Raw genomic sequence first — 23,770 nt, 5'->3', positions numbered from 1 at the left:
GCCGCCGCGGGAGCCGGGGCCGGGGACTGCGCGGGGGCAGACACGGCGGGCGCAGGGGCAGCCGCTGCCGCCGCGGGGGCCGTCCCCTTGGGCCGTCCGTACCGCTTCAGGTCGGAGATAGTGATCATGCCATTGATGCCGGTACCGGTAATGTGGGCGTACTCCAGCCCCCGCATCTCCGCCACTTTTTTGGCTCTGGGGCTGATTGCTACCTCCGCCGGCGCGGCCGCGGGGGCAGGGACGGCAGGAGCCGCAGCAGAGACGGCGGGCACGGAACTTTCCCCGGCCTCAGCAGGGGCAGCCGCCGGGGCGCCCGCTGCGTCAATGTCCTCCTCCATGGTGTCCGCCAGAATGCAGATGGGCTCGCCGCAGGGCGCGCTTTCATCCTCATCCAGCAGCAGCTTGCGTACAAAGCCGCCGGCGGTGGCCTGGGCGGTGTTGGTCAGCTTTTCTGAGTTGATTTCCGCCAGGGGGTCGCCCTTTTCCACCTTGTCGCCCACCTTGACCAGCCACTCAGCAATGGTGCCCTCCTCCATGGAGAGTCCGAATTTTGGCATCTCTACCTGTACTGTCATATCCCTTTTCCTCCCATATTTCGTTTGCGGTCAGCTCAGGAAGCTGCGCTCCAGCAGCTCATAGTCGATCTTTCCGGCGTGGAAGGACCGCCCGGTGTTTACGTTGTGGAACTGGCACTTGGCGATGGAGTGGACATCTACCTCCACATTGAAGAAGTTTCGCCCCGCCTTGTCAAACACATCCACAAAGAGCTCTCCGTATTTGGGAGAGGAGCTCACGCCTACCATCTTATGGATGACCGTCTCAATATCCTCATCCTTGGCGTCCACCCAGAACTCCGCCTCGCTGCCGTAGATCAGCGCGTCGTTGATCCGTCCCATGGTCTTCAGCTCGTCCTTGACAATGGGGGCGATGGGGGCCCGGCCCCGGCACATGACAATCTGTTCCGCGCTGAAGCCGTTGCGCATCATCTTGTGGCAGGACTGCTCGATAATGCGGGCGGACACCTGCATTGAACAGGTAATACACGTGCTGTCGCTGATGAGAATATAGACGTTCTCCGGCTTTACCTGGCAGGCCGCCGCCACCTCTTTGGCCAGGTCATCCCCAGGCAGGCGGATGTCCTGAAGGCAGACCACCGCCCGGTCGTAGCTGTCCCGGTAGGGCGTCATATGGATGTAGTGGTCGCTGTCCACCACCGCCTGGGAGCGGGCGGGACCGGAGGCAATAGTGGCGTACTCCCCCTCGCCCAGACTCCAGCCGGCGATCTGGGAGCCCATACAGGCGATCATGGGTTGCTCCAAAAAGACCTCCACCGCGGCGAAGGAGTACGCCTCGTTGAGCTTAAAATTCCCCAGCTGCACAATGGCCAAATCACCCAACGTAGCCCGGGTGAACAGCAGCGCCGCCTTCCAGCTCCCCTTGCAGTTCAGGCCCATATCTACCACGGTGGCTCCGCAGCCCAGCCGGGTTACCTGGCAGCCGATGGCCTCCGGGTCCTTCAAAATCTCATCTACTACGCCCATTACGTTCTTCGTCAAACTAAACACGCGATTACCTCCTTCAAGTCTGGTTTCATTCCGTCTGTGCGCCGTGTTTCTCTGTCTATGGCAAACGCCGCGTCTGAGTCTGTCATTCCAATCAAACCCCTTGCAGCTGGTGCTTTCATGGTTATAAATTTTGCTCTTTTCGTTCCGCCGGCGGCGGGGAGGCCAGAGAAATTGCCTGATTGGCCGGCGGCCCGGAAGTGCTCCGAACCGCCGGCCCAGAGGGGATTTATTCGTACTCGTTGGGAACGTGGATTTCGCCGGACTCAATCTTGGCGATGGTGTCATCCACCGCGTCCAGGACCTCCTGGGGCACCTTGCTCTTCAGATTCTCGTTCCACACCAGACGCACAGCGCCGTCGGCCATGCCGCTGAAGAGGATCTGGGGCTCATCGATGCCGGCCATAATGGCCTTGACCGACGCGATGTAGGCCATGTTGTAGTCGCAGATGCCGGAGACAATGCAGGATTCCGGCGCGTCCGCGCTGTAGTCCGCCAGGGCGCCGATGGAGTACACGCCCTTCTCGTTGGCGGCCTTCAGGGAGCCCAGGGTGCCGGCGTCCGCGTTGGAGAAGACGAAGTCCGCGCCGGCGTTGATCTGGTTCATGGTGGTCTCATAGGCCTCGTTCATGTCCACGTTGCTCAGCACCGCGTACATACACTCCATATCCGGGTTGACGCTCTTGGCGCCCAGCTCCATGGAGCGGGTGGTCTTGGTGTAGGCGGGGAAGTCGCCGCCCACCATCATGCCGATCTTGCCGGTCTGGCTCATCATGGCCATGAGCACGCCGGCCACATAGGTGAACTCCTCATAGGTGATGTTGAAGGGGAACTGGTTGGGGCCCATCTCGGTGCCGCCGCAGGTGACGAACCATACGTCCGGGTAGTCCCCGGCGATCTCGGCGAAGGGGCTGGAGTACTCGCCGCCGTGGCCGAAGATGATGTTGTAGCCCTCGTCCGCCAGGGCCTCCGCCTCGCTCTTGATCTTGTCGGCGGTGGGCGCCTCGATGACCGTGACCTCGCAGCCCAGCTCGTTCTGAACCGCCATGCCCGCCTCGGCGCCCAGCTGGCAGAAGCCGCCGTCGGTGGGGGATCCGGGCACCAGCACCGCAACCTTCAGGCCGGAGGCGTCTGCCTGATCGCCGCCGCCGCTGGGGGGTGCGCTCTGCTGGGCAGAGGGCTGGCTCGGATCCTGGGACGGAGGCGTGGAGGAGCCTCCTCCCTGCTGGCCGCCGCAGCCCGCCAGTCCAAGGGTCATGGACAGTGCAAGGGTAATCGCAAGCAGTTTTTTCATGTTGTTTCCTCCTTATTTTTGTGGGGATACCGTCTATCATCGATCCGCTGTGCGACAGCGGTTATCCCTGTTGTAGGAGTAGGCTTATTCGTACTCGTTGGGCACGTCGATCTCGCCGCTGGCGATCTTCTGGGCGGTCTCGTCCGCCAGGTCGATGACCTCCTGGGGAATCTGGGACTTCAGGTTCTCGTTCCACACAAAGCGCACCGCGCCGTCAGCCATGCCGGTAAACATGATGCCGCCCTCATAGGTACCCTCGGCCACCGCTTTTACCGCGGAGACATAGGCCATGTTGTAGTCACAGATGCAGGAGATCATGCAGTTATCCGGAGCCTCGCCGCTGTAGTCCGCCAGGGCGCCGATGCAGTAGATGTTCTTGTCCACCGCCGCCTTGATGGAGCCCAGGGAGCCCTCGTTGGAGTTGGAGAAGATGATGTCCGCGCCGGAGTTGATCTGGTTCATGGTGGTCTCATAGGCCTCGTTCATGTCGATGTTGGTCAGCACGGCGAACATGGTCTCAATGTCCGGATTCACCGACTTTGCCCCCAGCTCCATGGCACGGGTGGTCTTGGTGTAGGAGGGGAAGTCGCCGCCCACCATCAGGCCCAGCTTGCCGCTCTGGCTCATCTTTCCGGCCACCACGCCGGCCACATAGGTGGACTCCTCAAAGGTGATGTTGACGGGGAACTGGTTGTCAGTCACATCGGTGCCGCCCAGGGTAATAAACCAAGTGTCCGGATACTCACCGCTGATCTCCGCGAAGGGGCTGGCGTACTGGCCGCCGTGGCCGAAGATGATGTTGTAGCCCTCTTCCGCCAGGGTCTCAGCCTCGCTCTTCATCTTGTCGGCCGTGGCCGCCTCGATAATGGTAATCTCACAGCCCAGCTGGTTCGCCACCGCCTGGGTTGCCTCCGCGCCCAGCTGGCAGAAGCCGCCGTCGGTGGGAGAGCCAGGAACCAGCGTCGCCACCTTCCAGTCAGACAGGCTGCCTGTCTGGGCCGGCGGCGCACTTTCCGGCGCAGAACTGGGCGCGGCACTTGGCGCCGAGCTGGGCGCCGTGCTCTCCGCCGGGGGCGCCGACGCCTGCTGGCCGCCTGAGCAGCCGAACAGGCCCACCCCCAATACCAGAGCAAGGGCAAGAGATACCGGTCGTTTCATGGAATCGTTCCTCCTTATTAAAAAGCGTTTGCCTGCAATGGCTACGACTTGATATAGGGCACGCCCTGGGCGCTGGGAGCGCCCACCCGCTTTTTGCTCACCGCCACAACGGCGACCACGGTGGCCACATAGGGGATCATCATAATAATGTTGTTGGGGATGGCCACGCCCCAGTTCTGCACCGACATCTGAAGGGCGTTGGCTCCGCCGAAGAGCACGGCGCCCGCCGTAATGCCCAGAGGCGTCCACTTGCCCAGGATGACCACGGCCATGGCGATAAAGCCCTTGCCGCCGGTCATGTCCTCGCCGAAGGCGTTGGTCTGGGCGATGGAGAGGTAGGCCCCCGCCAGACCCAGCAGGGCGCCGCTGGCCAAGGTGGTCATATAGCGCATTTTGATGACGTTGATGCCCAAAGAGTCCGCGGCCTTGGGGTGCTCGCCGCAGGCGATGATCTTCAGGCCCAGAGAGGTGCGGTACATAATGAACCACACCGCCGCCACCAGGAAGTAGCCGACGTATACCAGCGCGTTGTGGTTAAAGAGCATGGGTCCAAGGACGGGAATGCTGGACAGCAGCGGAATGGGGATGCTGGGGAAGCTCTCCACCATCATACCGCTGATGCCGGTGCCCACCTGGTAGAACAGCTTCCGGTACAGCACGCTGGTGACGCCTGCGCCCAGCATATTGATCGCGGCGCCCACCACCACCTGCTGGGTGCGGCAGCTGATGGCCAGCACGGCAAAGATTCCCGTGAACAGCACGCCCACAATCATGGCCACCACCGCCCCCAGCCAGTAGCTTCCCAGCAGGCGGGCCGCGGTGTATCCCGCAAAGGCGCCCATGAGCATAATGCCCTCCGCGCCGATGTTCATCATGCCGGCCCGCTCGGCAACGGACAGGCCCAGCGCCGCAATCAGCAGCGGGATGGCCATACGAACGGTGGCCGCGAGGAAATAAGACAGTTGTTCCATCACTTAGGCCTCCTTCTTTGCCGCTTTTTCCGTCTTCTTGCCCTTGCCTTTGAGGAGCATCTTGCTCACAGCGGCCAAGGCCACAAAAATAATGATGATGCCCTGGAAGATGTTCACGAACGAGGCAGAGACGTCGGCGGCCCGCTGCATGGCGGTAGAGCCTGCGTTGAGGAAGCCGAACAGCAGCGCGCTGAAGATGACCCCGATGGGGTTGTTCCCCGCCAGCACCGACACCGCGATGGCGGTGTAGCCGTAGCCGGGGGACATGTTTTCGAAGAGATAGTGGGCGTTGCCGGCCAGCTCAATGGCGCCGCCCAGGCCGGCGATGCCGCCGCTGATCAGCATGGCCTGCACCATGGTGGTCTTTACGTTCACGCCGCCGCACTGGGCCGCCGTGGCGTTATAGCCCACCGCCCGAACCTCATAGCCGTAATAGGTACGGAAGAGCCAGACAAACATGACCACGGCGATGACGCAGCCCAGAAAGAAGCCGATGTGCAGCCGGGTGTCAGGCAGGAGGTAGTGCAGATAGGCCTGATCGGCGATCTTGAAGGACTGGGGCTCCACCTGGCTGGTGTCCCGCAGGGGGCCGCGGACCAGAAAGCCCAAAAACTGGAGGGCAATGTAGTTGAACATAATGGTGGTAATGACTTCGGACACCCCATGGCGGGCCTTCAGGTAGCCGGGGATCACGCCCCAGACGGCCCCGCCGATGGCGCCGGCCACGAACATCAGAACCACCAGCACGGGGCCGGGGAGCATTTTGCAATAAATGCCCACATAGCCCGCCGCGATGGCGCCCATGAGGAACTGGCCCTCCGTACCGATGTTGAACACGCTGCACCGGTAGGACACCGCCACCGCCACGCCGGTGAACAGCAGGGGGCTGGCCTTGTTCAGGGTATTGCCGAAAGCCTTCATGTTGCGGAAGGTGGCGCTCCACAGGGCGCCGAAAGCCTTCCCCGCGTCATAGCCGGAGACGGTGAGCACAATCCAGCTGATCACGATGGCCGCTAAAATGGCCAGCGCCGGCATCCAGATGGATTTGATGGCGTTTTTCAGCTTTTCCATGGATTACACCGCCTCCCCCTTCTTCTCCTTGCTGCCCCGGCCCGCCATCAGCAGGCTGAACTCCTCCAGGGGGGTGTCGTACTGCACCTCGCCCATAAAGGCTCCGTTGTAGATAATGAGAATGCGGTCGCTCAGGGAGATGATCTCGTCCAGGTCGGTGGAGATGAGCAGCACCGCCTTGCGCCGGCTGCGCTCCTCTACCAGCTTGTTGCGCACAAACTCGGTGGCGCCGATGTCCAGGCCCCGGGTGGGCTGGATGGCCAGCAGCACATTGGGCTCCCGGTCCACCTCCCGGGCCAGAATCACCTTCTGCTGGTTGCCGCCGGACAGGCCCCCGGCCAAATACTCAATATCCGCCGGGCGCACGTCGAACTCCTCCACCAGCTTTTCCGCATGGCTCTGGATGGCGTCCCGCCGCATAAAGATGCCTTTGGCGTACTTCTCCGAGCGCTGCATCCCCATAATCAGGTTTTCCTTGATCGGAAGCTGGAGCACCAGGCCCTTTTTCAGCCGGTCGTCTGGGATGTGGCCCAGGCCCTCGTCCAGCCGCTCCCGGATGGCGGCGGCGGTAACGGTATTTCCGTTAAGCTTGAGCTCACCCCGCTCGATCCTGCGCAGGCCCACAATGGCCTCGCCCAGCTCCAGCTGGCCGTTTCCGTCCACCCCGGCGATGCCCACGATCTCGCCCTCCCGGACGGTGAAGCTCACGTTCTTTACCGCCTCCAGGCCCTTATCATTGCGCACCGTCAGGTCCTTGACCTCCAGCAGGGCCTTGCCGAAGTCCGCGCCGGTGATCTTCCGGTCCAGGTCCACGTCCCGGCCCACCATCATGCGGGCCAGCTCGTTTTCGTCGGTGTCCGCCACACGGACGGTATCCACCACCCGGCCCTGGCGCATAACGGTCACCCGGTCGGCGTAGTTGAGCACCTCGCTCATCTTGTGGGTGATCAAAATGATGGAGTACCCCTCCCGGGAGAGGGCTTTTACCGAGTTGAACAGCTCCACCACCTCGTCCGGGGTCAGCACTGCGGAGGGCTCATCCAGAATCAGAATACGGGCCTTGCGCATGAGGACCTTCAGGATCTCCACCTTCTGCTGCACCCCCACCGGCACCTGCCAGATGACGGCGTCCGGCTTTACGTTGAAGCCGTACCGGTTATTGAGCTCCTCCACCTGGCGCTGGAGATCCTTCCGGTCCAGGACAAAGCCGGTCTCCTTCATGCCAAGAAAGATATTCTCCGTCACGGTGAGCTGGGGAATGAGCATGAAGTGCTGGTGGACCATGCCGATTCCCTTTTCAATGGCGACGCTGGGGCTGTCCATGTGGACCTCCTCCCCATTGATGAGGATGCTGCCCTCATTGTGGACATAGAGCCCGTACAGGATATTCATCAGCGTGGATTTCCCCGCGCCGTTCTCCCCCAGGAGCGCGTGTACCTCCCCCTCCTCCAGGGAGAAATTTACGTCCTCATTGGCACAGAAGTTTCCAAAATACTTGTAAATGTGCCGCATCTCAACTACATTCATTCCATCGACTCCTTTTTTCTCCCGTGTGGGAGCTATGGCGCAGCGGTGGGGAAAGGCCCCGCTCCGGGCCCGGGGCTGAGGGAGTCCTTCAGCCCCGGGCACACATCAGTTCCCATACACGCCGGGCGTCCGCCGGCCCTTCCGCCGCCGGTTCCGGGCCGCCTTTTGGAAGGGTTTAATACTCCACCACGCTTCGGATGCCCCGGATCACCTTGTCCAGATTGGGCATCACGAAGTCCTCCATGCAGGGGGCGTAGGCGGTGGGCACGTCCTCCGAGGTAATGCGCTTCACCGGCGCCTGGAGGTACTCAAACAGCTCCTCCGAGGCGGCCATGGCCCCCAGCTCCGCGCCGAAGCCCATGAACTGCGGCCCCTCCTGCACCACCACCAGCCGGCCGGTGGTGCCGACAGACTGGATGATGGTCTCTTTGTCCAGGGGGAAGAGGGTCCGCGGGTCGATGACTTCCACGCTGATGCCCTCTTTTTCCAGCTGATCGGCGGCCTTCAGGGCCAGTTCCGTCATCATCATGGTGGCCACCACGGTCACGTCGGTGCCCTTGCGCTTGATCTCCGACTTGTACAGGGGCAGCTCGTAGTACTCCTCCGGTACCTCGCCCTTGCGGTTGTACAGGCCCTTGTGCTCCAGGAAGATCACCGGGTTGTTGTCCTTGATGGAGGCGTTGAGCAGGCCCTTGGCCTCGTAGGGGGTGGAGGGAGCCACCACCACCAGGCCAGGGATGTTCATCAGCCAGGGCTCCACGCACTGGGAGTGGTGGTAGGCGCAGCGGATGCCGCCGCCGGTGGAGGCCCGCACCGTGATGGCGGCGCTGGCCTCGCCGTTATACATAAAGTTCATCTTGGCGGCGTTGTTGACAATCTGGTCAAAGCACACCCCCAAAAAGTCAGCGAACATAATCTCCGCCACCGGCCGCAGGCCCAGGGCCGCGGCGCTGCTGCACAGGCCGATGATGGCCTGCTCCGACAGCGGCGTATCGTAGGCCCGCTTGGGCCACTTCTGCCAGATCCCCTGGGTGATGCCGAAGTCGCCGCCCATCTTGGCCACGTCCTCGCCGATGATAAACACATTGTCGTCCCGCTCCATGGACTGATGCAGCGCCTCGTTGAGGGCCTTACTGAAGGAGAGCTTTCTAGGCATCGTGAACTTCCACCTTTCTTCCCGCGTATACGTGCAGCATGGCGTCCTCCGGCTTGGGGTCCGGGCTGTTCATGGCAAACTCCACCAGGGCGTCCACTTCAGCGTTCACGTCCGCCTGGACCTGGTCGAACTCCGCGTCCGCCATGCCCTGTCCGGCCAGATGTTCCCGCAGCCGCTTGATGGGGCAGCGGTTGTTAATCCAGTCGTCTACCTCCTCCTGGGGGCGGTAGGCCGCCGGGTCCCCCGCGAAGTGGCCCTGCCACCGGTAGGTCATCAGCTCCAGCAGCACCGGGCCTTTTCCCGCCCGAGCGTGCTCCGCCGCCCGGGTGACGGCCTCATACACCGCGATGACGTCGTTGCCGTCCACCACCTCGTGGGGGACGTTATAGCCCTCGGCCCAGGTGGCCAGCTGCTTGACGTTGTAGGCCTCGGAGTAGTGGGTGGCGATGGCGTACTCATTGTTGGCCAGGATATAGATCACCGGCAGCTTCCAGGTGGCCGCCAGGTTGATGCTCTCATGGCAGGCGCCCTCGCCCAGGGTGCCGTCCCCCATGAAGACCGCCGTCACATCGTCCTCGTCCTTATATCTGGCATAAAACGCGGGACCCAGGGCAGACACCACGTTGGAGCCCTGAATGCCGTTGTTGCCCATATTGCGCACCTTCAGATCGGTCACGTGCATGGAGCCGCCCCGGCCGCCGTTGATGCCGGTGGCCTTGCCGAAGATCTCGGCCATAACCGCCTTTTTGTCCGTGCCGAACAGGCTGATGGCGCCGTGGCACCGGTGGTCCGGATACTTGTAGTCCGTGGGCCGCAGGGCGTAGACCGAGCCCACCTGTACCGCCTCCTGACCGGTGCCCAGGTGGACAAAGCCCGGGATAAAGCCCTTTTGGGAGTACTCGTCCACCTTATCCTCAAACCGTCTGACAAACACCATGTCATAATACATTTTTTTCAAGGTCTCTACATCCAACACGAAAACATCCCCCTTTTCGTCTTCACGCTTCAAATTACAGGTAGTCGCCGAAAAATTCCACCGCGGCGCCTTTAAAACCCCTGGCCTCATCCGAAGACAGGTGCATAATGGTCTGGGCCACGTCCCAGGGCTGGAGCATCTTCTCCGGGGGCACTGTGGCCCGGTCCTTGATCTCCGCGGTGTTGGTCAGCCCAAGAATGATGGTGTTCACATTCAGCCCGTAGGGCCGCACCTCCTCCATCAGGGTCTTGGCGAACGCCACCACGCCGCCTTTCGCCGCAGCGTAGGCGCCATACCCCGGGAAGGCGTGCTGAATGGCGCTGGAGGCGACGTTGACAATTTTGCCGTACCGCCGCGCCTTCATCCCCGGCAGCACGTGCTTGCAGCACAGGAACGTGCCGTCCAGAATCACCCGCAGGGGGACGTGCCAGTCCTCCAAAGACATCTCGTCGGCCATGCCGCCCTTAAAGACCGCCGCGTTGTTTACCAAAATATCGATCTGTCCCCACCGGTCCAACAGCTGCTTGACGGCGGCGGCCACATCCGCTTCCTCGGACACGTCGCAGGGAATGGCCACGGCCTCCCCGCCGGCGGAACATATCTCCTCCTCTACACTTTGGATGCTCTGCTGCGTCCGGGCAATCAGCCCCACCTTCGCGCCGGCGGCGGCAAACTGCTTGGCGGTCTCCCGTCCCACGCCCTTGCCGGCACCGGTGAGCATCACCACTCGGTTGGTAAAGTCCATCGGTTCACCTCTTTCCAGATGATGGAATCTCAACAATTTCTCAAACGCTCTGCACAATTTGTATTGAAGCAAGCCCCGTGCCAACTTTAGATATTTTTCTGATTTTCTCTTTACATTTCTAAATTGCTTTTGGTAAAATAGACGTAGACTTTTACCCGAGGAGGCGTTTGGCTTGGAATCCTTTCATTTTTCTGACTATAAGCGGGACATCGACTGGGGGGCACTGCGCGCCGCCCCCAGGGAGGAGCTGCTCCAGGAGCTCCGCCTGACCCGCAGGCTGTACGACGCGCTGGACGCCATCATTGAAAACTCCAAGGACGGCTTCTTCATCACCGACGGACAGGGCCAGGTCATCAAGGTCAACCGCAGCTATGAGGAGCTGGCCGGCATCTCCCGGGAGGAGCTGGTGGGCCGGCACATGTCCCAGCTGGAGCACACCCTCATCTCCGAGTCCGCCTCTCTGGTGGTTTTGAAAACGGGAAAGCCCGTCACCATTGAGCAGGATTTTTACCACACAAACCGCCGGGCTTACATCACCAGCAGTCCCATTTTTGATGAAAACGGGGACATTATGATGATTGTCAGCAACAACCGGGATTTTGAGGAGATCGACCAGCTGCGCACCAAGCTCATCCGCGCCCAGGCCCTGACCAGTGAGTACCGCTCCTGGCTGGACGCCATCAATCAGCAGCTCTATCAAAAGCCGGATATTGTGGCTGAGGACCCCAAAATGCTGGAGCTGCTCTATCAGGTCACCAAGCTGGCCCCCACTGACACCACAGTGCTTATCACCGGCGAAACCGGCACTGGCAAGGAGGAGATTGCCAAGTGCCTCCACGAGAACAGCCCCAGGGCAAAAAATCCCTTTATCCGGGTCAACTGCGGCGCAATCTCCCCCAATCTCATCGACAGCGAGCTGTTCGGCTATGAAAAGGGGGCTTTTACCGGGGCCTCCGCCTCCGGCAAAATGGGCTATTTTGAGGTAGCCCACAGGGGCACCCTCTTTCTGGACGAAATCGGAGAGCTCCCCCTGGACCTCCAGGTCAAGCTGCTGCGGGTGCTCCAGGAGCGGGAGATCCTCCGCCTGGGCGGCACCCGGCCGGTGAAGGTGGACGTGCGGGTGGTGGCCGCCACCAATCAGGACCTGGACCACATGGTGGAAGAGAAGACCTTCCGGCAGGACCTCTACTACCGCCTCAACGTGGTCCACCTCCAGCTGCCGCCCCTGCGGGAGCGCACGGGGGACATCCGCCCCCTGGCCCAGAAATTTCTGACCCGCTACAATGAAAAATACCACACACAAAAAGAACTCACCCGCCAGGCCCTCCACGCCATGGAGCAGTACGCCTGGCCCGGCAATGTACGGGAGCTGAAAAATATTGTGGAGCAGGTGGTTATTATGTGCGAGAGCCACCGCATTACCGCCCGGGACCTCCCCTTTTACGCTCAGTCCGGTCATACCCACCCCAATTTTCTCGATCTCAATCAGCCCCTGGATTTGGAAGCCATGCTGGAACGGATGGAATATGATTACATCCGTCAGGCATACAGCAAATTCGGCACCCTCAAGCTGGCCGCAGCGGCCCTAGGAATGAACATCAGCACATTTGCAAGAAAGAAGCGGATTTATAGTGAAAAATACGGAATTTCGGAAGAAATCAAGTAGTTTTTCCGGATTATCATTTCCGAGAATCAAATTGTTAAAAATGACAACGCAGACAGTCCCCTTTTTTCAAGGGCTCCGGTACGCTTTAATCCTCCCAAATAGTCAAATTTGACAACAAAAATGTAATCGGTTTCATTCTCAAAAGACAGGCCCCCCAGCCGCTGGAACTCCAGCGGCTGGGGGCCTGCTCAAATGTCAGCGTCCCTTATGCTTTTCTCTGCGCTTCTCCTGGCGGAGCCGGAACATACGCGCCTCCTCCGCCCGGTCTCTGCGTCGGCGGCGCTGCAAGCGCGCCTCCTTCTGCTGCTCCCGCTGGAGCTGGATTGCCTGCTGTGCTTTGGTCCCCACGCCGTGTTTTTGATCCCTGGCCTCCCGGCGCATTCGCTTTGGGGAGCGGGCTGGGCGGCCGGCGCCCTCCCCCTCCACCGCCGGGCCGAAGGAGATCTCTCCCCAGCGGCGCAGCAGAAGCTCGTACACCTCGCTGTCCCGGGGCTGGGATCCGCACCGCGCCGCATCCGGACTACCGACCGGATCGTGTTTTTATCCCCGCGCTCCAAAGTATACCAGAGCTTCCCTCCCCCCGCAACAAAAAATCCGGAGGGAAACGAATTTTGCTCTTTACAAACGTGGAAATCCCTGCTATAATAACCTCGCACTTCGGTAGAAGGGCAAACCTGCGTCCGTAGTTCAATTGGATAGAGCGTCAGATTCCGGTTCTGAATGTTGGGGGTTCGAGTCCCTTCGGGCGTGCCAGCTCAGAAATTCCCTGTACCGCTCCGTTTCCGCCTTGCGGCGAAAACTGCGCTCTACAGGGAATTTCTTCGCTTTCGGCCCCGACTCGCTCCGCTGGACTCGGGTCCGAGAGGACGGGGACGCGGCGGGGTAAGGTTTGCTTTGCTCCCTTCTCCCTTTTCTGCATATTTGATCACTGCCGCCGGAGCAAAGTTCGCTTTGCTCCGGCGTTTTTCATTCCTATCCTTAACTGATAACTTACATTGCTTACATTATATATTACATAAAAGGACTTGATGAGATGTTGGATCGGGAGCAGGCGCTGCGGTTCTGCCGGGCCCGGCGGGCGGCAATCGCTTTGGAGTATCAGAATTTGAATGAGGCCCAGCGCCAGGCGGCGCTGGCCACGGAGGGACCCCTTCTGCTGCTGGCCGGGGCGGGCAGCGGAAAGACCACAGTGCTCATCCACCGGGTGGCCAATCTGATCAAGTACGGCAGGGGCTCCGACTGCGACGAGGTCCCGGACTTCGTCACCCCGGAGGACCTGGCGTTTTTAGAGGATTACGCCGCCGGCGGCGGGGACGGGCCCGGCGCCAAAGCCCGGCAGGAACGGCTGTGCCGGCTGGACCCGGCGGTTCCCTGGTCTATTCTGGCCATCACCTTCACCAACAAGGCCGCCGGCGAGCTGAAGGATCGGCTGGAGGCCATGCTGGGCCCCCAGGCCAACGACATCTGGGCCAGCACCTTTCACTCCGCCTGCGTGCGCATCCTCCGGCGGGACATTGAAAAGCTGGGCTACGGCCGCTCCTTTACCATCTACGACACCGCCGACGCGGAGCGGGTGGTCAAGGACATCCTGCGGGAGCTGAACCTGGACGAGAAGGTCTTCCCCCCCCGGTCCGTCCTGTCCGCCATCTCCCGTGCCAAGGACACCCTGACCCTGGCGGCGGAGTACCAGACCCAGTGGGAAAAGACCGGGGACGCCCAGCAGATCCGCATCGCCCAGATCTACGCTCAGTACGAACGCCGCCTGCGGGAGGCCAACGCCCTGGATTTTGACGACCTGATTCTCCATACCGTCCGCCTGCTCCAGCAGTATGACGACGTGCGGGCCTATTATCAGAAAAAATTCCGCTATATCCTCATTGACGAGTACCAGGACACCAACAACCTCCAATACCAGCTGGCCGCCGCCCTGGCGGGGGGATATGAGAACATCTGCGTGGTGGGGGACGACGACCAGTCCATCTACCGCTTCCGCGGGGCCACCATTGAAAATATTCTCTCCTTCGAGCACCAGTACAAGGGGGCCCGGGTCCTCCGTCTGGAGCAGAACTACCGCTCCACCAAGAACATTTTGGCCGCCAGCAACGCGGTCATCCGCAACAACCAGGGCCGCAAGGGCAAGGAACTGTGGACGCAGCACGAGACCGGCGAAAAGGTGAAGTGCTACACCGCTATGAACGAGCACGATGAGGCTCAGTTTGTGGCCGCTCAGATCCTCTCCGGCCTCACCGCCGGCCTGCGGTGGAAAAGCCACGCGGTGCTCTACCGGATGAACGCCCAGTCCAACCAGCTGGAGCAGGCCTTCAAGCGCAACGGCATTCCCTACCGGATTATCGGCGGCATCCGCTTCTTTGACCGGGCGGAGATCAAAGACATGCTGGCCTATCTGTGCGCTGTCAACAACCCCAACGACAACCTGCGCCTGAGCCGCATCATCAACAATCCCCCCCGGGGCATCGGGCAGAAGACGGTGGACACCGCCCAGGAATTGGCCGCCCGGACAGGCCGCTCCCTGTGGGCGGTGATCAAGGCCGCCCGGGAGTTTCCCGCGCTCCAAAAGGCGGCGGCCAAGCTGGGGCAGTTTACCGAGCTTATTGAGGACCTGCAGCGCCTGGCCAGGGAGCTGCCCCTCCCCGATTTTTACGAGGAGGTCATGGCTCACAGCGGCTACGCTGTGATGCTGGAGGGCAAGAATACCATAGAGAACCGCACCCGGCTGGAAAACGTGCGGGAGCTGTCCTCCTCTATCCGGAACTATGTGGAAAACGCGCTGGAGGCCCCCACCCTCTCCGGCTTTCTGGACGAGATCGCCCTGTACACCGACCTGGACAGCCATGACGCCGGGGAGGACTGCGTGGTTATGATGACCATGCACTCCGCCAAGGGGCTGGAGTTTCCGGTGGTCTTTGTGGTGGGCGCGGAGGAGGGAATCTTCCCCGGCATCCGGGCCATCGGCGAGCCGGCGGAGATGGAGGAGGAGCGCCGCCTGTGCTATGTGGCCATGACCCGGGCCAAGGAACAGCTCTACCTCACCAGCGCCGCCCAGCGGATGCTCTTCGGCCGCACCAGCGCCAACCGCCCCTCCCGCTTTCTGGGGGAAATCCCCGGAGAGCTGGTGGAGCAGAGCGGGCGCGCCTGCCGCTCCGGGGCGGAAGACAGCCCCTTCCCCCAGCAGCGCCGCCAGAGCATCCGCCGGACTTACAACCGCGGCTACTCTTCCACCGGCCCGGCCGGCTCACCCGCCCGGCCGGCGGGGGGCCCCCTGCCCAACCTGCAAAAGGGGGACACCGTCACCCACAAGAGCTTCGGCCGGGGGCTGGTCACCGGGCTGACCCCCATCCCCAAGGGGGGAGACGCCCTCATTGAGATCGCCTTCGACAGTGGCGGCACCCGGCGGATGCTGCTGAAAACCGTGGCCGCCCTGCTGAAAAAAGAGCCGTAGCCCCTTTGCGGCTACAGCTCTGTAAAACTGCGGATGTACCGGTGGCAGCTGGAGCGCAGCTCCTCCTGCCGGTCCTGGTAGAAGGAATCGTACACCCCCACTACCTTCAGACCAAGCTCCCTGGCGGTGCGGCACGCGCCGGGGGAGTCCTCAAAGAGAGTACACGCCTGCGCGGTCTGCTTCAGCTCCGCCAGCACAGTCTGAAAATACCGGGGGTCCTGCTTCTCAAATCCCAGGTCCTGGGCAAAGAAGATTTTGGGAAAGTACCCCGTCAGGCCGTGCCGCTCCAGCGCCGCCCCGCACAGCTCCGGCACGCAGGCAGTGACCAGGGCCATCTTTTGTCCCTGAGCCTGCTGTCGGGACAAAAACGCCCTTACCCCCGGCTTCAGAGGGACCCGGCAGGCATAGGCGTCCCCCGCCAGCGCCAGCCACTCGTCCATAATGGCCTGGGGGCTGTCCGTCAGGCGGTAGTAGTCCCGGGTAAATTGCGCCGCCGCCGGAAAATAGGAGTGGCCCACGGTGTAGCTGTATTCCTCCGTGGGCGTCAGCCCCCGCCGGGCCAGAAAGAGCCGGTCCACCTCCACCCACACGCCGTTGGAGTCAATGAGGGTGCCGTCCAGGTCAAATAAGAGCATAAAAACCTCCAAACTAGGGCCCATGCTACAGCCAAAACCGCCAGGGAAAGGCGGTGGCCTCTTCCGCATAGTCAATGCCGATCCGGGGCCCGGTGTGAATGGTGCCCACCCTCTCGTCACCGGGCCAGGGCGGAGCGCCCACGTCCGCCAGAGAATCTGTGACATAGAGGGTGTCTCCGGTGAGATCCAGTCCATCAAAAGCCGGGGTCAGGGCCAGCGCCCGGCACAGCTTGCCGGGACCGTTGAGAAAGTGCTTTCTCTGGTAGGGGGTAAAGTCCCCCTGCCCCCGGCCGAAGCGGTTTTGGGCCATCGCCTCCCCGCCCAGGCGGGCCTCCCCCGCCCGGAGGAGGACGGCGCAGGGCTCCCCCGCCGCCTCCGTCACCAGATTCAGGCAGGTGTACATGCCGTAAATTAAATACAGATAGGCCGTTCCCGGCGGGGCGAAAAGGGTCTCGGTCCGCTTGGTGCGCTTATAGCCGTAGGCGTGGCAGGCCTTGTCAACGGGGCCGACGTACCCCTCCGTCTCGGTAATGCGCACCGCCAGCGGGCCCGCCGCCGTCCCCCGCACCAGGTATTTGCCCAGCAGCTCTTGTGCCACAATGAGCGTATTCCGGTTATAAAACTCCCGTCCCAGTTTTGGCATAATGCCACTCCTTGCTATCGGTTGGATGATTCTTCTATTATAACACCAAACAGGAGGTTTCACAATCCATGAACGAGACCGTGATGCGGCGGCTGGCAAAGCCCATGCTCTTTGCCGCAGCTTTTATCTGGGGATCTTCCTTCTTCATCATGAAGGGGGCGGTGGACGTGATCCCTATTTTCTACCTGCTGGCCATCCGCTTCACCGGCGGCGCGGCCCTGCTGGCGCTGTTCTGCGCTCGCAGGTGGAAAACCTTTACACGGGATTACCTGTGGCGGGGGGCCATCATCGGCGGGCTGCTCTTTCTGGCCTACGCGGTGCAGACCTTCGGCCTGGCGGAGACCACCCCGTCCAAAAACGCCTTCCTCACCGCCGTTTACTGCGTCATCGTCCCCTTTTTGTACTGGCTTATCGCCAAACAGCGGCCTGACCGGTACAATATTCTGGCGGCGGTGCTCTGCGTCAGCGGCGTGGGGCTGGTCTCCCTCACCGACGCTCTGGTGATCACCCGGGGGGACGCCCTTACCCTGTGCTGCGCGGTGTTCTACGCCGGGCACATTGTGGCGGTGGCCAAGGTCTCCCCCAAAAAGGATATCTATCTGCTGACCGTGTTCCAGTTCGCCTGGGCGGCGGCGTACGCCTGGATCTGCGGCCTGCTCTTTCAGGATTTTCCCCCTGCGGCAGTGCTGCTCAACGCAGACATGCTGATCCAGATGGGCTACCTCATCACTATGGCCACTACTGTGGCGCTCCTGTTCCAGAACGTGGGACAGGTCTGGTCCGACCCCGCTTCCGCGGCGGTGATTCTCTCCCTGGAATCGGTGTTCGGTGTGCTGTGCTCTGTGCTCTTCTACTATGACCCCGTCACCCCCCGGCTGGTGGCCGGCTTCGCCCTGATCTTCGTGGCTGTGGTGTGCTCTGAGACCAAGTTTTCCTTTCTTCAAAAAAGGCCTCAGACGGCGGCCAAATGCTCTCTCAAAAAGAAATCCTAGCGGTTTCCTCCCGGGGCGCGCCGCTCCGGGAACCTTCCGCCCGGCTTGGGAATAGAATGGAGGTGCCAGATGGAATACCGGGAAAACGCCCTGACCTATGAGGATTATCTCCGGCTGAGGGCGGCGGTGGGCTGGCGCAATTTTTCCGGTGCGCAGACCCAGCGCGCGCTCCGCGCCAGCTTATATACCGTAACCGCCGCCCACCAGGGCCAGATCGTGGGAATGGGACGGCTGATCGGGGACGGGATGTACTATGTCATCGTTGATGTCGTGGTGCATCCCCGCTTTCAGCGCAGGGGAACCGGCAGTAAAATCACGGATATGCTGACAGAATACGTGCGGCGGGAAACCCCCGCCGGCGGACGGTCCAGCATACAGCTCACCGCGGAAAAAGGGCGCGAGGCTTTTTATGAAAGGGCGGGGTTCAAGCCCATTCCTCATGATCACTGCGGCTGCGGCATGAGAAAAGTGATTTACAGCGCGGCTCCAGACGGCGCGGGGCAGGACGCGGACTGCCCCGGCGGAAAAAATTTCTCTTGACAAAGCCGGCTGCGGCGTGTATACTTCAGTGCAACCAATGAAATAGCTAAAACCAGTGATGAAGAAAAGTAGCCGGCGCGGCAGGCGCAAAGAGAGTCCCGGATGGTGAGATCGGGGCGGCGGGCGGCCGGTGAATGGTCTTCAGAGGGCGGCTTGAACGGGAAACCTAGTAGAGGCCGACGGGTCCCCCACCCGTTATCCATCGGGCGCGTATGATGGTACGCGAAGCGAGCGGACGCCGCAAGGCGTCAATTTGGGTGGTATCGCAGAAGCAGGCGCTTTTGTCCCATGTGTGGGACGAAGGCGCTTTTTGTTTCCAAAAACGGCCGTTGGCAGCGGCCCCTCCATCGCCGCCCAGAGCACTTTTATTTTATGGAGGAACACGACATGAAAAAGACTCTGTTTACAACCGCACTCTCTCTGGGCGCCGTCCTGACCCTCACCCTCACCGGCTGCGGCGGCGGCAGCGGCGCGGCCCAGTCCCCCGCCCCCGCCGGCGGCCAGACCTACCGGATCGCCATCGTCCAGCAGCTGGACCACGCCTCTCTGGACGAAATCCGCGCCGCCATCATCGCCGAGCTGGAGGCCCGGGGAGCAAAAGAGGGCTTTACCGTGGAGTACAAGGAATACTTTGGCCAGAACGATCCCACCCTTCTGGGCCAGATCGGCGCCCAGGTGGCCGCGGGGGACTATGATCTGGTCATCCCTATCGCCTCCATGGCCGCCCAGTACATGGTCACCGCCACCGAGGAACAGAACATGCCTGTGGTCTACGCCGCCATCAGCGACCCGGAGGCCGCCGGCCTGACGGGGATCGACCGGGTCACCGGCACCAGCGACGCCCTGAACACCCCCTTTATCCTGGACATGATGCTGGCCTATAATCCGGAGGTAAAAAATGTGGGCCTGCTCTACTCCCTGTCCGAGACCAACTCCGCCGCCCCCATCGCCCAGGCCAAGGAGTATCTGGACGCAAAGGGCATCGGCTATGTGGAGAAGACCGCCAGCGCCGCCAGCGAGGTAGTCTCCGCCGCCAACAGCCTGGTAGGCCAGGTGGACGCCGTCTTCACCCCCACGGACAACGTGATCATGGCCTCTGAGCTGGCCATCGCGGACACCTTTAAGGACGCCAAGCTCCCCCACTACACCGGCGCAGACTCCTTCGTGCGCAACGGCGCCTTCACCACCTGCGGGGTAAACTACACCGAGCTGGGCACCTACACCGCCGGCATGGCCATTGACGTACTCCAGACCGGCGTCATCCCCGAGTACCACGTGATGGAGGGCGGCATCATCACCGTCAACACCGACACCGCCGCCGCCCTGGGGGCGGACTACAGCGTCTTTGCCTCCATGACCTCTTCTCCTCTTAACGAGGTCGTCACCACCGAAGAATAAAAAATAGGGTCCTGTGCCCCCGCAACCGTGCGGGGGCACAGCGCCATGAAAGGAGTTTTTTCTGTGCTGATTGTCCTTCAGGGCGCGCTGGAGCAGGGCTTCTTGTATGCCCTGGTGGCCCTGGCCCTCTTTCTGAGCTACTCCATTCTGGACATCGCCGACCTGACCACCGACGGCGCGTTTACCCTGGGATGCGCCGTATCCGCCACGGTCTGCCTGGCAGGCCACCCGGTGCTGGCCCTGCCTATGGCGGTGGCCGCCGGGGCGGCGGCGGGATTTGTCACCGCCTTCCTCCAGACCAAGCTGGGGGTGCCCTCCATTCTGGCGGGGATTATCACCAATTTCGGCCTCTACTCCATCAATATGATGGTCATGGGGGGCGCAAACCGGCCCATCGGCCTGAAAAACCAGACCGTCTTTACCCTGGCTCAGGGCGCCGGGGTGCTGGGGGGCTGGGCCAAGCTGGCGGTGGCGGCGGTGATTGTGCTGGCCGCGGGCGGCGCTCTGGTTTTCTTTCTTGGCACCCGCCTGGGGCTGTCCATCCGGGCCACAGGGGACAATAAGGACATGGTCCGGGCCTCCTCCATCAACCCGGTGTTCACCATCACTGTGGGGCTGTGCGTGGCCAACGCCCTCACCGCCCTGTCCGGGGGGCTGGTGGCCCAGTACATGAAGAGCAGCGACATCAACCAGGGCACCGGTATGGTCGTCATCGGCCTGGCCAGCCTGATCATCGGCCAGACCCTGATCGGCAGGGGCGGCATGGCCCGCTGCGTGGCGGCGGTGCTGCTGGGCAGCGTGATCTACCAGCTCTTCTACGTGGCCGCCCTGCGCTTCAACGTGCCGGGGGAATATCTGAAACTGATCGCGGCGGTGATTGTGGCCGGGGCCATCGCCATGCCCGCACTGAAGCAGTGGGCCGGGCTGCAAAAGCGCCGCCATGCCGCCCGCCGGCACAGAGGAGGGGAACGCTGATATGCTCAAGCTGGACGGAATCTCCAAAACCTTTTACCCCGGCACCGTCAACGAGAAACGGGCCCTGAACCGCGTCACCCTCCACCTGGAGCGGGGGGATTTCGCCGCCATTGTCGGGTCCAACGGGGCGGGAAAGTCCACTCTGTTCAACGCCATCGCCGGGGTCTTTTTTGCCGACGCCGGCGCCATTACCGTGGATGGAACGGATTTCACCTTCCTGCCGGAATACCGCCGCAGCCGCCAGATCGGCCGGCTCTTCCAGGACCCCATGCGGGGCACCGCCCCCAATATGACCATTGAGGAAAACCTGGCCCTGGCCTATCTGCGCACCGCCAAGCACCAGACGGCCTTTTTCAGCCGGGTGAGCCGGGAGGAAAAGAACTTCTTCCGGGACCAGCTGGCCCTGCTGGACATGGGGCTGGAGGATCGGATGCGCCAGCCGGTGGGCCTGCTCTCCGGCGGGCAGCGGCAGGCCCTCACGCTGCTTATGGCCACGCTGGTGCCCCCCAAGCTCCTCCTCCTGGATGAGCACACCGCCGCTCTGGACCCCGCCACCGCGGAGAAGGTCCTCTCCCTCACCAAGGACATTGTGGCCCGGCACAAGCTGACCTGCCTGATGATTACACACAACATGCACTCCGCCCTGGCCCTGGGCAACCGGACGCTGATGATGGACGCAGGACAGATCGTCCTGGACCTGAAGGGGGAGGAGCGCCGGGGGCTCACGGTGGAGGAGCTGCTGCGCCGTTTCCGGGCCGGCGCGGGAAAGGATTTGGATAACGACCGAATCCTTCTGTCGGAATAATCCGTCAAAAGGCATTGCCTTTTTCTCTCAATAGGGATAGAATAGACCCATCATTCCAGAACTATGAGGTAAATTCAATGGCAGATATTCTATATATCGTTGTTCCCTGTTATAACGAGGAGGCGGTGCTGCCGGAGACCTCCGCGCGGCTCAGGGCCAAGCTGGAGGCGCTCATCGCCGCGGACAAAATCTCCCCGGACAGCCGGATTCTCTTTGTCAACGACGGCTCCAGGGACCGCACCTGGGCGCTCATCAGCCAGCTCCACCAGGAAAACCCTGTCTTCTCCGGCGCCAATCTCACCCGCAACCGGGGACACCAGAACGCCCTTCTGGCGGGGCTGATGACCGCCAAGGACCGGGCGGATATGGTCATCTCCATGGACGCCGACCTCCAGGACGACATCAACGCGGTGGACGCCATGGTGGATCAGTACTACGCCGGGTGCGACATTGTGTATGGCGTGCGCTCCAGCCGGGAGAAGGACACCTTCTTCAAGCGCTTCACCGCCGAGGGCTTTTACCGGGTGATGCGCTTTCTGGGGGCGGACACGGTGTTCAACCACGCCGATTACCGCCTCATGTCCAGGCGGGCGCTGGAGGGGCTGGCGGAGTTTAAGGAGGTCAACCTCTTCCTGCGGGGCATTGTGCCCATGATCGGCTACACCACCGGCATAGTGGAGTACCAGCGGGGGGAGCGCTTCGCCGGAGAGAGCAAGTACCCCCTGAAAAAAATGCTCTCCTTCGCCATGGAGGGCATCACCTCCCTGTCCACAAAGCCCATCCGGTATATCACGCTGCTGGGGTTCTTGATCTTTCTGATCAGCATGATTTCTCTGATCTACTCCATTGTCCGCTGGGCCAACGGGGCCACCGTGCTGGGCTGGGCCAGCGTGTTCTGTTCCGTGTGGGCCATTGGAGGACTGATTCTCCTGTCTTTGGGAATTATTGGGGAATATATCGGAAAAATCTATCTGGAGACCAAGGGGCGCCCCCGTTTCCTGTTAAAGGAGGTGCTGGACCGGCATGAAGAAAACTAAGCTGCTGGACGCCTCCGTTCCAAAATTTCTGCTGGTGGGCGTGGGCAACACCCTGCTGTCCATGGTGCTGATGTTCCTGCTGGAGGGCCTGGGCTACTGGCCCTCCACCGCCATCGCCTACGTGGCCGGCGCAGTGATGAGCTTTTTTCTCAACCGGCAGTTTACCTTCCACAGCGAGGAGACCATGGGCCGCTCTGCCGTCAAATTCGCCCTCAACGTGGCGGTATGCTACGTGCTGGCCTACGGCATCGCCCAGCCCCTGATGTTCATCCTCCCCCGGCCGGAGTTCCTCGCCCCGGTCTGGTGGGAACGCCTGACCAAGCTGGTGGGCATGGGGCTGTATACGGTACTTAACTACTTCGGACAGCGTTTTTTCGCCTTTCGCAAGGGCAAATGACAAAATAAGCGGGGGCGTTTTGCACTGCGGCTGTCGGTATGTCTGGCTTTTATGCTTTACATATCCGCCACAAAAGTGTGCTGACTGCCCGGTAGCGCGAGCAGTCAGCATAGAACATCTATCTACTGAATCGGGCTGACCGTCGTAACAGCGCCCTTCTGTTTTTATTATACTACCTGCCCTTAGTTTGTCAAGGAAAAGGATCCGCGGGACGGCCTGAGCCGTCCCGCTTATTTTTTGTCCTCTTGCAGCAAATGGCTGTACTTCACCAAAAGGTCCTCCACCGCCTCGTCCAGCAGTCTGGATTTTGGGATTCTGGATTTCTGCGCCACAAGGTCCAGCTGCGCGGCGAGTTCTTTTTTTAGAGAAGTTGACAGACGGATTCGGTTTACAAGCATCGCTTCTGGCACAATGCCACCACCTTACATAACCTTACGGAATGATACATGAGTATAGCGCAAGCGGAAAATAAAAACAAGGGCTTGCAATTTAGGCTAAATAGCGTATAATTCATGAAGGAGGTGTTATTATGGACGAGCAAAAACAGGAGGAGCTTAAAACCTGCCAGTACTGCAAACATTTTCTCCGCCACTACACTAAGTGCCGCTACAAGCAATTTTTCCCCCTGGATGTCGGTCACTGCATCAACCCCCGTCTTCGGGATAAGCGGATCGATACGCCAGCCTGCCACCGGTTCGTTAAGGCCGCAAAGCCTAAGTAGTGCGGGGAACCCCCGGGGGAGCGGCCCTGCGCGGGCGGCGC

At 61.4% G+C, this 23,770-nt stretch carries 23 protein-coding genes, 1 tRNA gene, 1 pseudogene and 1 other annotated feature; of the genes and pseudogenes, 11 read left to right on the top strand and 14 right to left on the bottom strand.

The window, feature by feature from the left end; translation table 11 throughout:
- The 10 genes from D1159_RS10600 to D1159_RS10555 form a co-directional block, all read right to left on the bottom strand.
- Nucleotides 1-575: biotin/lipoyl-containing protein (locus tag D1159_RS10600; protein WP_161845640.1), on the bottom strand; the 575-nt coding region annotated here is incomplete at its 3' end.
- Nucleotides 576-605: 30 nt separating this feature from the next.
- On the bottom strand, nt 606-1,565 hold the full coding sequence (gene mch / locus D1159_RS10595; RefSeq protein WP_347563675.1) for a methenyltetrahydromethanopterin cyclohydrolase: 960 nt from the start codon (nt 1,563-1,565) through the stop codon (nt 606-608).
- Between the two features lie 226 nt (nt 1,566-1,791).
- Complete coding sequence (locus tag D1159_RS10590) at nt 1,792-2,856, bottom strand: BMP family protein (protein WP_161845638.1); 1,065 nt, start codon at nt 2,854-2,856, stop codon at nt 1,792-1,794.
- A gap of 84 nt (nt 2,857-2,940) precedes the next feature.
- Complete coding sequence (locus D1159_RS10585) at nt 2,941-4,014, bottom strand: BMP family protein (RefSeq protein WP_161845637.1); 1,074 nt, start codon at nt 4,012-4,014, stop codon at nt 2,941-2,943.
- A gap of 41 nt (nt 4,015-4,055) precedes the next feature.
- The gene (locus D1159_RS10580) at nt 4,056-4,985 is read right to left on the bottom strand and encodes an ABC transporter permease (protein ID WP_161845636.1); all 930 of its coding nucleotides are present in this window, start codon (nt 4,983-4,985) and stop codon (nt 4,056-4,058) included.
- Between the two features lie 3 nt (nt 4,986-4,988).
- Nucleotides 4,989-6,056, bottom strand: coding sequence for an ABC transporter permease (locus D1159_RS10575; protein ID WP_161845635.1), 1,068 nt, complete (start codon nt 6,054-6,056; stop codon nt 4,989-4,991).
- 3 nt (nt 6,057-6,059) lie between these two features.
- Entirely contained in the window at nt 6,060-7,583 is a 1,524-nt protein-coding gene (locus D1159_RS10570) for an ABC transporter ATP-binding protein (RefSeq protein ID WP_161845634.1), read from the bottom strand.
- A 175-nt stretch (nt 7,584-7,758) separates the two neighbouring features.
- Nucleotides 7,759-8,739 (bottom strand): alpha-ketoacid dehydrogenase subunit beta, encoded by a 981-nt coding sequence (locus tag D1159_RS10565; protein ID WP_161845633.1) that lies wholly within the window; start codon nt 8,737-8,739, stop codon nt 7,759-7,761.
- Nucleotides 8,732-9,715, bottom strand: coding sequence for a thiamine pyrophosphate-dependent dehydrogenase E1 component subunit alpha (locus D1159_RS10560; protein ID WP_347563674.1), 984 nt, complete (start codon nt 9,713-9,715; stop codon nt 8,732-8,734). The genes D1159_RS10565 and D1159_RS10560 overlap by 8 nt, the downstream gene beginning before the upstream one ends.
- A gap of 34 nt (nt 9,716-9,749) precedes the next feature.
- The gene (locus tag D1159_RS10555; RefSeq protein ID WP_161845631.1) at nt 9,750-10,460 is read right to left on the bottom strand and encodes an SDR family NAD(P)-dependent oxidoreductase; all 711 of its coding nucleotides are present in this window, start codon (nt 10,458-10,460) and stop codon (nt 9,750-9,752) included.
- A 172-nt stretch (nt 10,461-10,632) separates the two neighbouring features.
- Here D1159_RS10555 and D1159_RS10550 point away from each other — a divergent pair, with 172 nt between their 5' ends.
- The gene (locus tag D1159_RS10550) at nt 10,633-12,126 is read left to right on the top strand and encodes a sigma 54-interacting transcriptional regulator (RefSeq protein ID WP_202621033.1); all 1,494 of its coding nucleotides are present in this window, start codon (nt 10,633-10,635) and stop codon (nt 12,124-12,126) included.
- A 195-nt stretch (nt 12,127-12,321) separates the two neighbouring features.
- On the opposite strand, the pseudogene D1159_RS10545 reads toward D1159_RS10550, so the two are convergent.
- Nucleotides 12,322-12,618, bottom strand: a pseudogene (locus tag D1159_RS10545) (YjdF family protein); the annotation flags it as partial.
- 184 nt (nt 12,619-12,802) lie between these two features.
- Here D1159_RS10545 and D1159_RS10540 point away from each other — a divergent pair.
- Nucleotides 12,803-12,879 (top strand) — tRNA-Arg (locus tag D1159_RS10540).
- A gap of 280 nt (nt 12,880-13,159) precedes the next feature.
- Nucleotides 13,160-15,586 carry a UvrD-helicase domain-containing protein gene (locus tag D1159_RS10535; RefSeq protein WP_161845629.1) on the top strand — a complete coding sequence of 809 codons (2,427 nt, stop codon included), beginning with the start codon at nt 13,160-13,162 and terminating at the stop codon, nt 15,584-15,586.
- An 11-nt stretch (nt 15,587-15,597) separates the two neighbouring features.
- On the opposite strand, the gene D1159_RS10530 is transcribed toward D1159_RS10535, so the two are convergent.
- Nucleotides 15,598-16,221 (bottom strand): HAD family phosphatase, encoded by a 624-nt coding sequence (locus D1159_RS10530; protein ID WP_161845628.1) that lies wholly within the window; start codon nt 16,219-16,221, stop codon nt 15,598-15,600.
- 25 nt (nt 16,222-16,246) lie between these two features.
- Nucleotides 16,247-16,864: a DNA-3-methyladenine glycosylase gene (locus D1159_RS10525; RefSeq protein WP_161845627.1), complete on the bottom strand. Its 618-nt coding sequence runs from the start codon at nt 16,862-16,864 to the stop codon at nt 16,247-16,249.
- 68 nt (nt 16,865-16,932) lie between these two features.
- Here D1159_RS10525 and D1159_RS10520 point away from each other — a divergent pair, with 68 nt between their 5' ends.
- The 7 genes from D1159_RS10520 (at nt 16,933) to D1159_RS10490 (ending at nt 23,008) form a co-directional block, all read left to right on the top strand.
- Entirely contained in the window at nt 16,933-17,856 is a 924-nt protein-coding gene (locus D1159_RS10520) for a DMT family transporter (RefSeq protein ID WP_161845626.1), read from the top strand.
- 69 nt (nt 17,857-17,925) lie between these two features.
- Nucleotides 17,926-18,396 carry a GNAT family N-acetyltransferase gene (locus D1159_RS10515; protein WP_161845625.1) on the top strand — a complete coding sequence of 157 codons (471 nt, stop codon included), beginning with the start codon at nt 17,926-17,928 and terminating at the stop codon, nt 18,394-18,396.
- Nucleotides 18,397-18,442: 46 nt separating this feature from the next.
- Nucleotides 18,443-18,688, top strand: a binding site (T-box leader).
- Between the two features lie 95 nt (nt 18,689-18,783).
- Nucleotides 18,784-19,794 carry an ABC transporter substrate-binding protein gene (locus D1159_RS10510; protein ID WP_161845624.1) on the top strand — a complete coding sequence of 337 codons (1,011 nt, stop codon included), beginning with the start codon at nt 18,784-18,786 and terminating at the stop codon, nt 19,792-19,794.
- Nucleotides 19,795-19,839: 45 nt separating this feature from the next.
- Complete coding sequence (locus D1159_RS10505) at nt 19,840-20,769, top strand: ABC transporter permease (protein WP_161845623.1); 930 nt, start codon at nt 19,840-19,842, stop codon at nt 20,767-20,769.
- 1 nt (nt 20,770) lies between these two features.
- Complete coding sequence (locus D1159_RS10500; RefSeq protein WP_161845622.1) at nt 20,771-21,574, top strand: ATP-binding cassette domain-containing protein; 804 nt, start codon at nt 20,771-20,773, stop codon at nt 21,572-21,574.
- Between the two features lie 77 nt (nt 21,575-21,651).
- A complete protein-coding gene (locus tag D1159_RS10495; protein WP_161845621.1) occupies nt 21,652-22,611 on the top strand; it encodes a glycosyltransferase family 2 protein in 960 nt (319 codons plus the stop codon).
- Nucleotides 22,598-23,008, top strand: coding sequence for a GtrA family protein (locus tag D1159_RS10490; protein WP_161845620.1), 411 nt, complete (start codon nt 22,598-22,600; stop codon nt 23,006-23,008). Before D1159_RS10495 ends, D1159_RS10490 begins: the two co-directional genes overlap by 14 nt.
- A 230-nt stretch (nt 23,009-23,238) precedes the next feature.
- On the opposite strand, the gene D1159_RS10485 is transcribed toward D1159_RS10490, so the two are convergent.
- Nucleotides 23,239-23,418 carry a ribbon-helix-helix domain-containing protein gene (locus D1159_RS10485; protein ID WP_161845619.1) on the bottom strand — a complete coding sequence of 60 codons (180 nt, stop codon included), beginning with the start codon at nt 23,416-23,418 and terminating at the stop codon, nt 23,239-23,241.
- Nucleotides 23,419-23,537: 119 nt separating this feature from the next.
- Here D1159_RS10485 and D1159_RS10480 point away from each other — a divergent pair, with 119 nt between their 5' ends.
- A complete protein-coding gene (locus tag D1159_RS10480; protein WP_161845618.1) occupies nt 23,538-23,729 on the top strand; it encodes a hypothetical protein in 192 nt (63 codons plus the stop codon).
- The last annotated feature ends 41 nt before the right edge of the window (nt 23,730-23,770 follow it).

It is taken from the genome of Pseudoflavonifractor sp. 524-17 (assembly GCF_009935845.1).
Lineage (GTDB): Bacteria > Bacillota > Clostridia > Oscillospirales > Oscillospiraceae > Pseudoflavonifractor_A.
Note: the sequence above shows the minus strand (reverse complement) of the source record. Positions and strands in the feature narration are given on the sequence as shown.

Coding starts and splice junctions, on each gene's coding strand:
- D1159_RS10590 (WP_161845638.1), bottom strand. CDS start 2,856: ATGAAAAAACTGCTTGCGATTACCCTTGCACTGTCCATGACCCTTGGA.
- D1159_RS10585 (WP_161845637.1), bottom strand. CDS start 4,014: ATGAAACGACCGGTATCTCTTGCCCTTGCTCTGGTATTGGGGGTGGGC.
- D1159_RS10580 (WP_161845636.1), bottom strand. CDS start 4,985: ATGGAACAACTGTCTTATTTCCTCGCGGCCACCGTTCGTATGGCCATC.
- D1159_RS10575 (WP_161845635.1), bottom strand. CDS start 6,056: ATGGAAAAGCTGAAAAACGCCATCAAATCCATCTGGATGCCGGCGCTG.
- D1159_RS10570 (WP_161845634.1), bottom strand. CDS start 7,583: ATGAATGTAGTTGAGATGCGGCACATTTACAAGTATTTTGGAAACTTC.
- D1159_RS10565 (WP_161845633.1), bottom strand. CDS start 8,739: ATGCCTAGAAAGCTCTCCTTCAGTAAGGCCCTCAACGAGGCGCTGCAT.
- D1159_RS10555 (WP_161845631.1), bottom strand. CDS start 10,460: ATGGACTTTACCAACCGAGTGGTGATGCTCACCGGTGCCGGCAAGGGC.
- D1159_RS10535 (WP_161845629.1), top strand. CDS start 13,160: ATGTTGGATCGGGAGCAGGCGCTGCGGTTCTGCCGGGCCCGGCGGGCG.
- D1159_RS10530 (WP_161845628.1), bottom strand. CDS start 16,221: ATGCTCTTATTTGACCTGGACGGCACCCTCATTGACTCCAACGGCGTG.
- D1159_RS10525 (WP_161845627.1), bottom strand. CDS start 16,864: ATGCCAAAACTGGGACGGGAGTTTTATAACCGGAATACGCTCATTGTG.
- D1159_RS10520 (WP_161845626.1), top strand. CDS start 16,933: ATGAACGAGACCGTGATGCGGCGGCTGGCAAAGCCCATGCTCTTTGCC.
- D1159_RS10515 (WP_161845625.1), top strand. CDS start 17,926: ATGGAATACCGGGAAAACGCCCTGACCTATGAGGATTATCTCCGGCTG.
- D1159_RS10510 (WP_161845624.1), top strand. CDS start 18,784: ATGAAAAAGACTCTGTTTACAACCGCACTCTCTCTGGGCGCCGTCCTG.
- D1159_RS10505 (WP_161845623.1), top strand. CDS start 19,840: ATGAAAGGAGTTTTTTCTGTGCTGATTGTCCTTCAGGGCGCGCTGGAG.
- D1159_RS10500 (WP_161845622.1), top strand. CDS start 20,771: ATGCTCAAGCTGGACGGAATCTCCAAAACCTTTTACCCCGGCACCGTC.
- D1159_RS10495 (WP_161845621.1), top strand. CDS start 21,652: ATGGCAGATATTCTATATATCGTTGTTCCCTGTTATAACGAGGAGGCG.
- D1159_RS10490 (WP_161845620.1), top strand. CDS start 22,598: ATGAAGAAAACTAAGCTGCTGGACGCCTCCGTTCCAAAATTTCTGCTG.
- D1159_RS10480 (WP_161845618.1), top strand. CDS start 23,538: ATGGACGAGCAAAAACAGGAGGAGCTTAAAACCTGCCAGTACTGCAAA.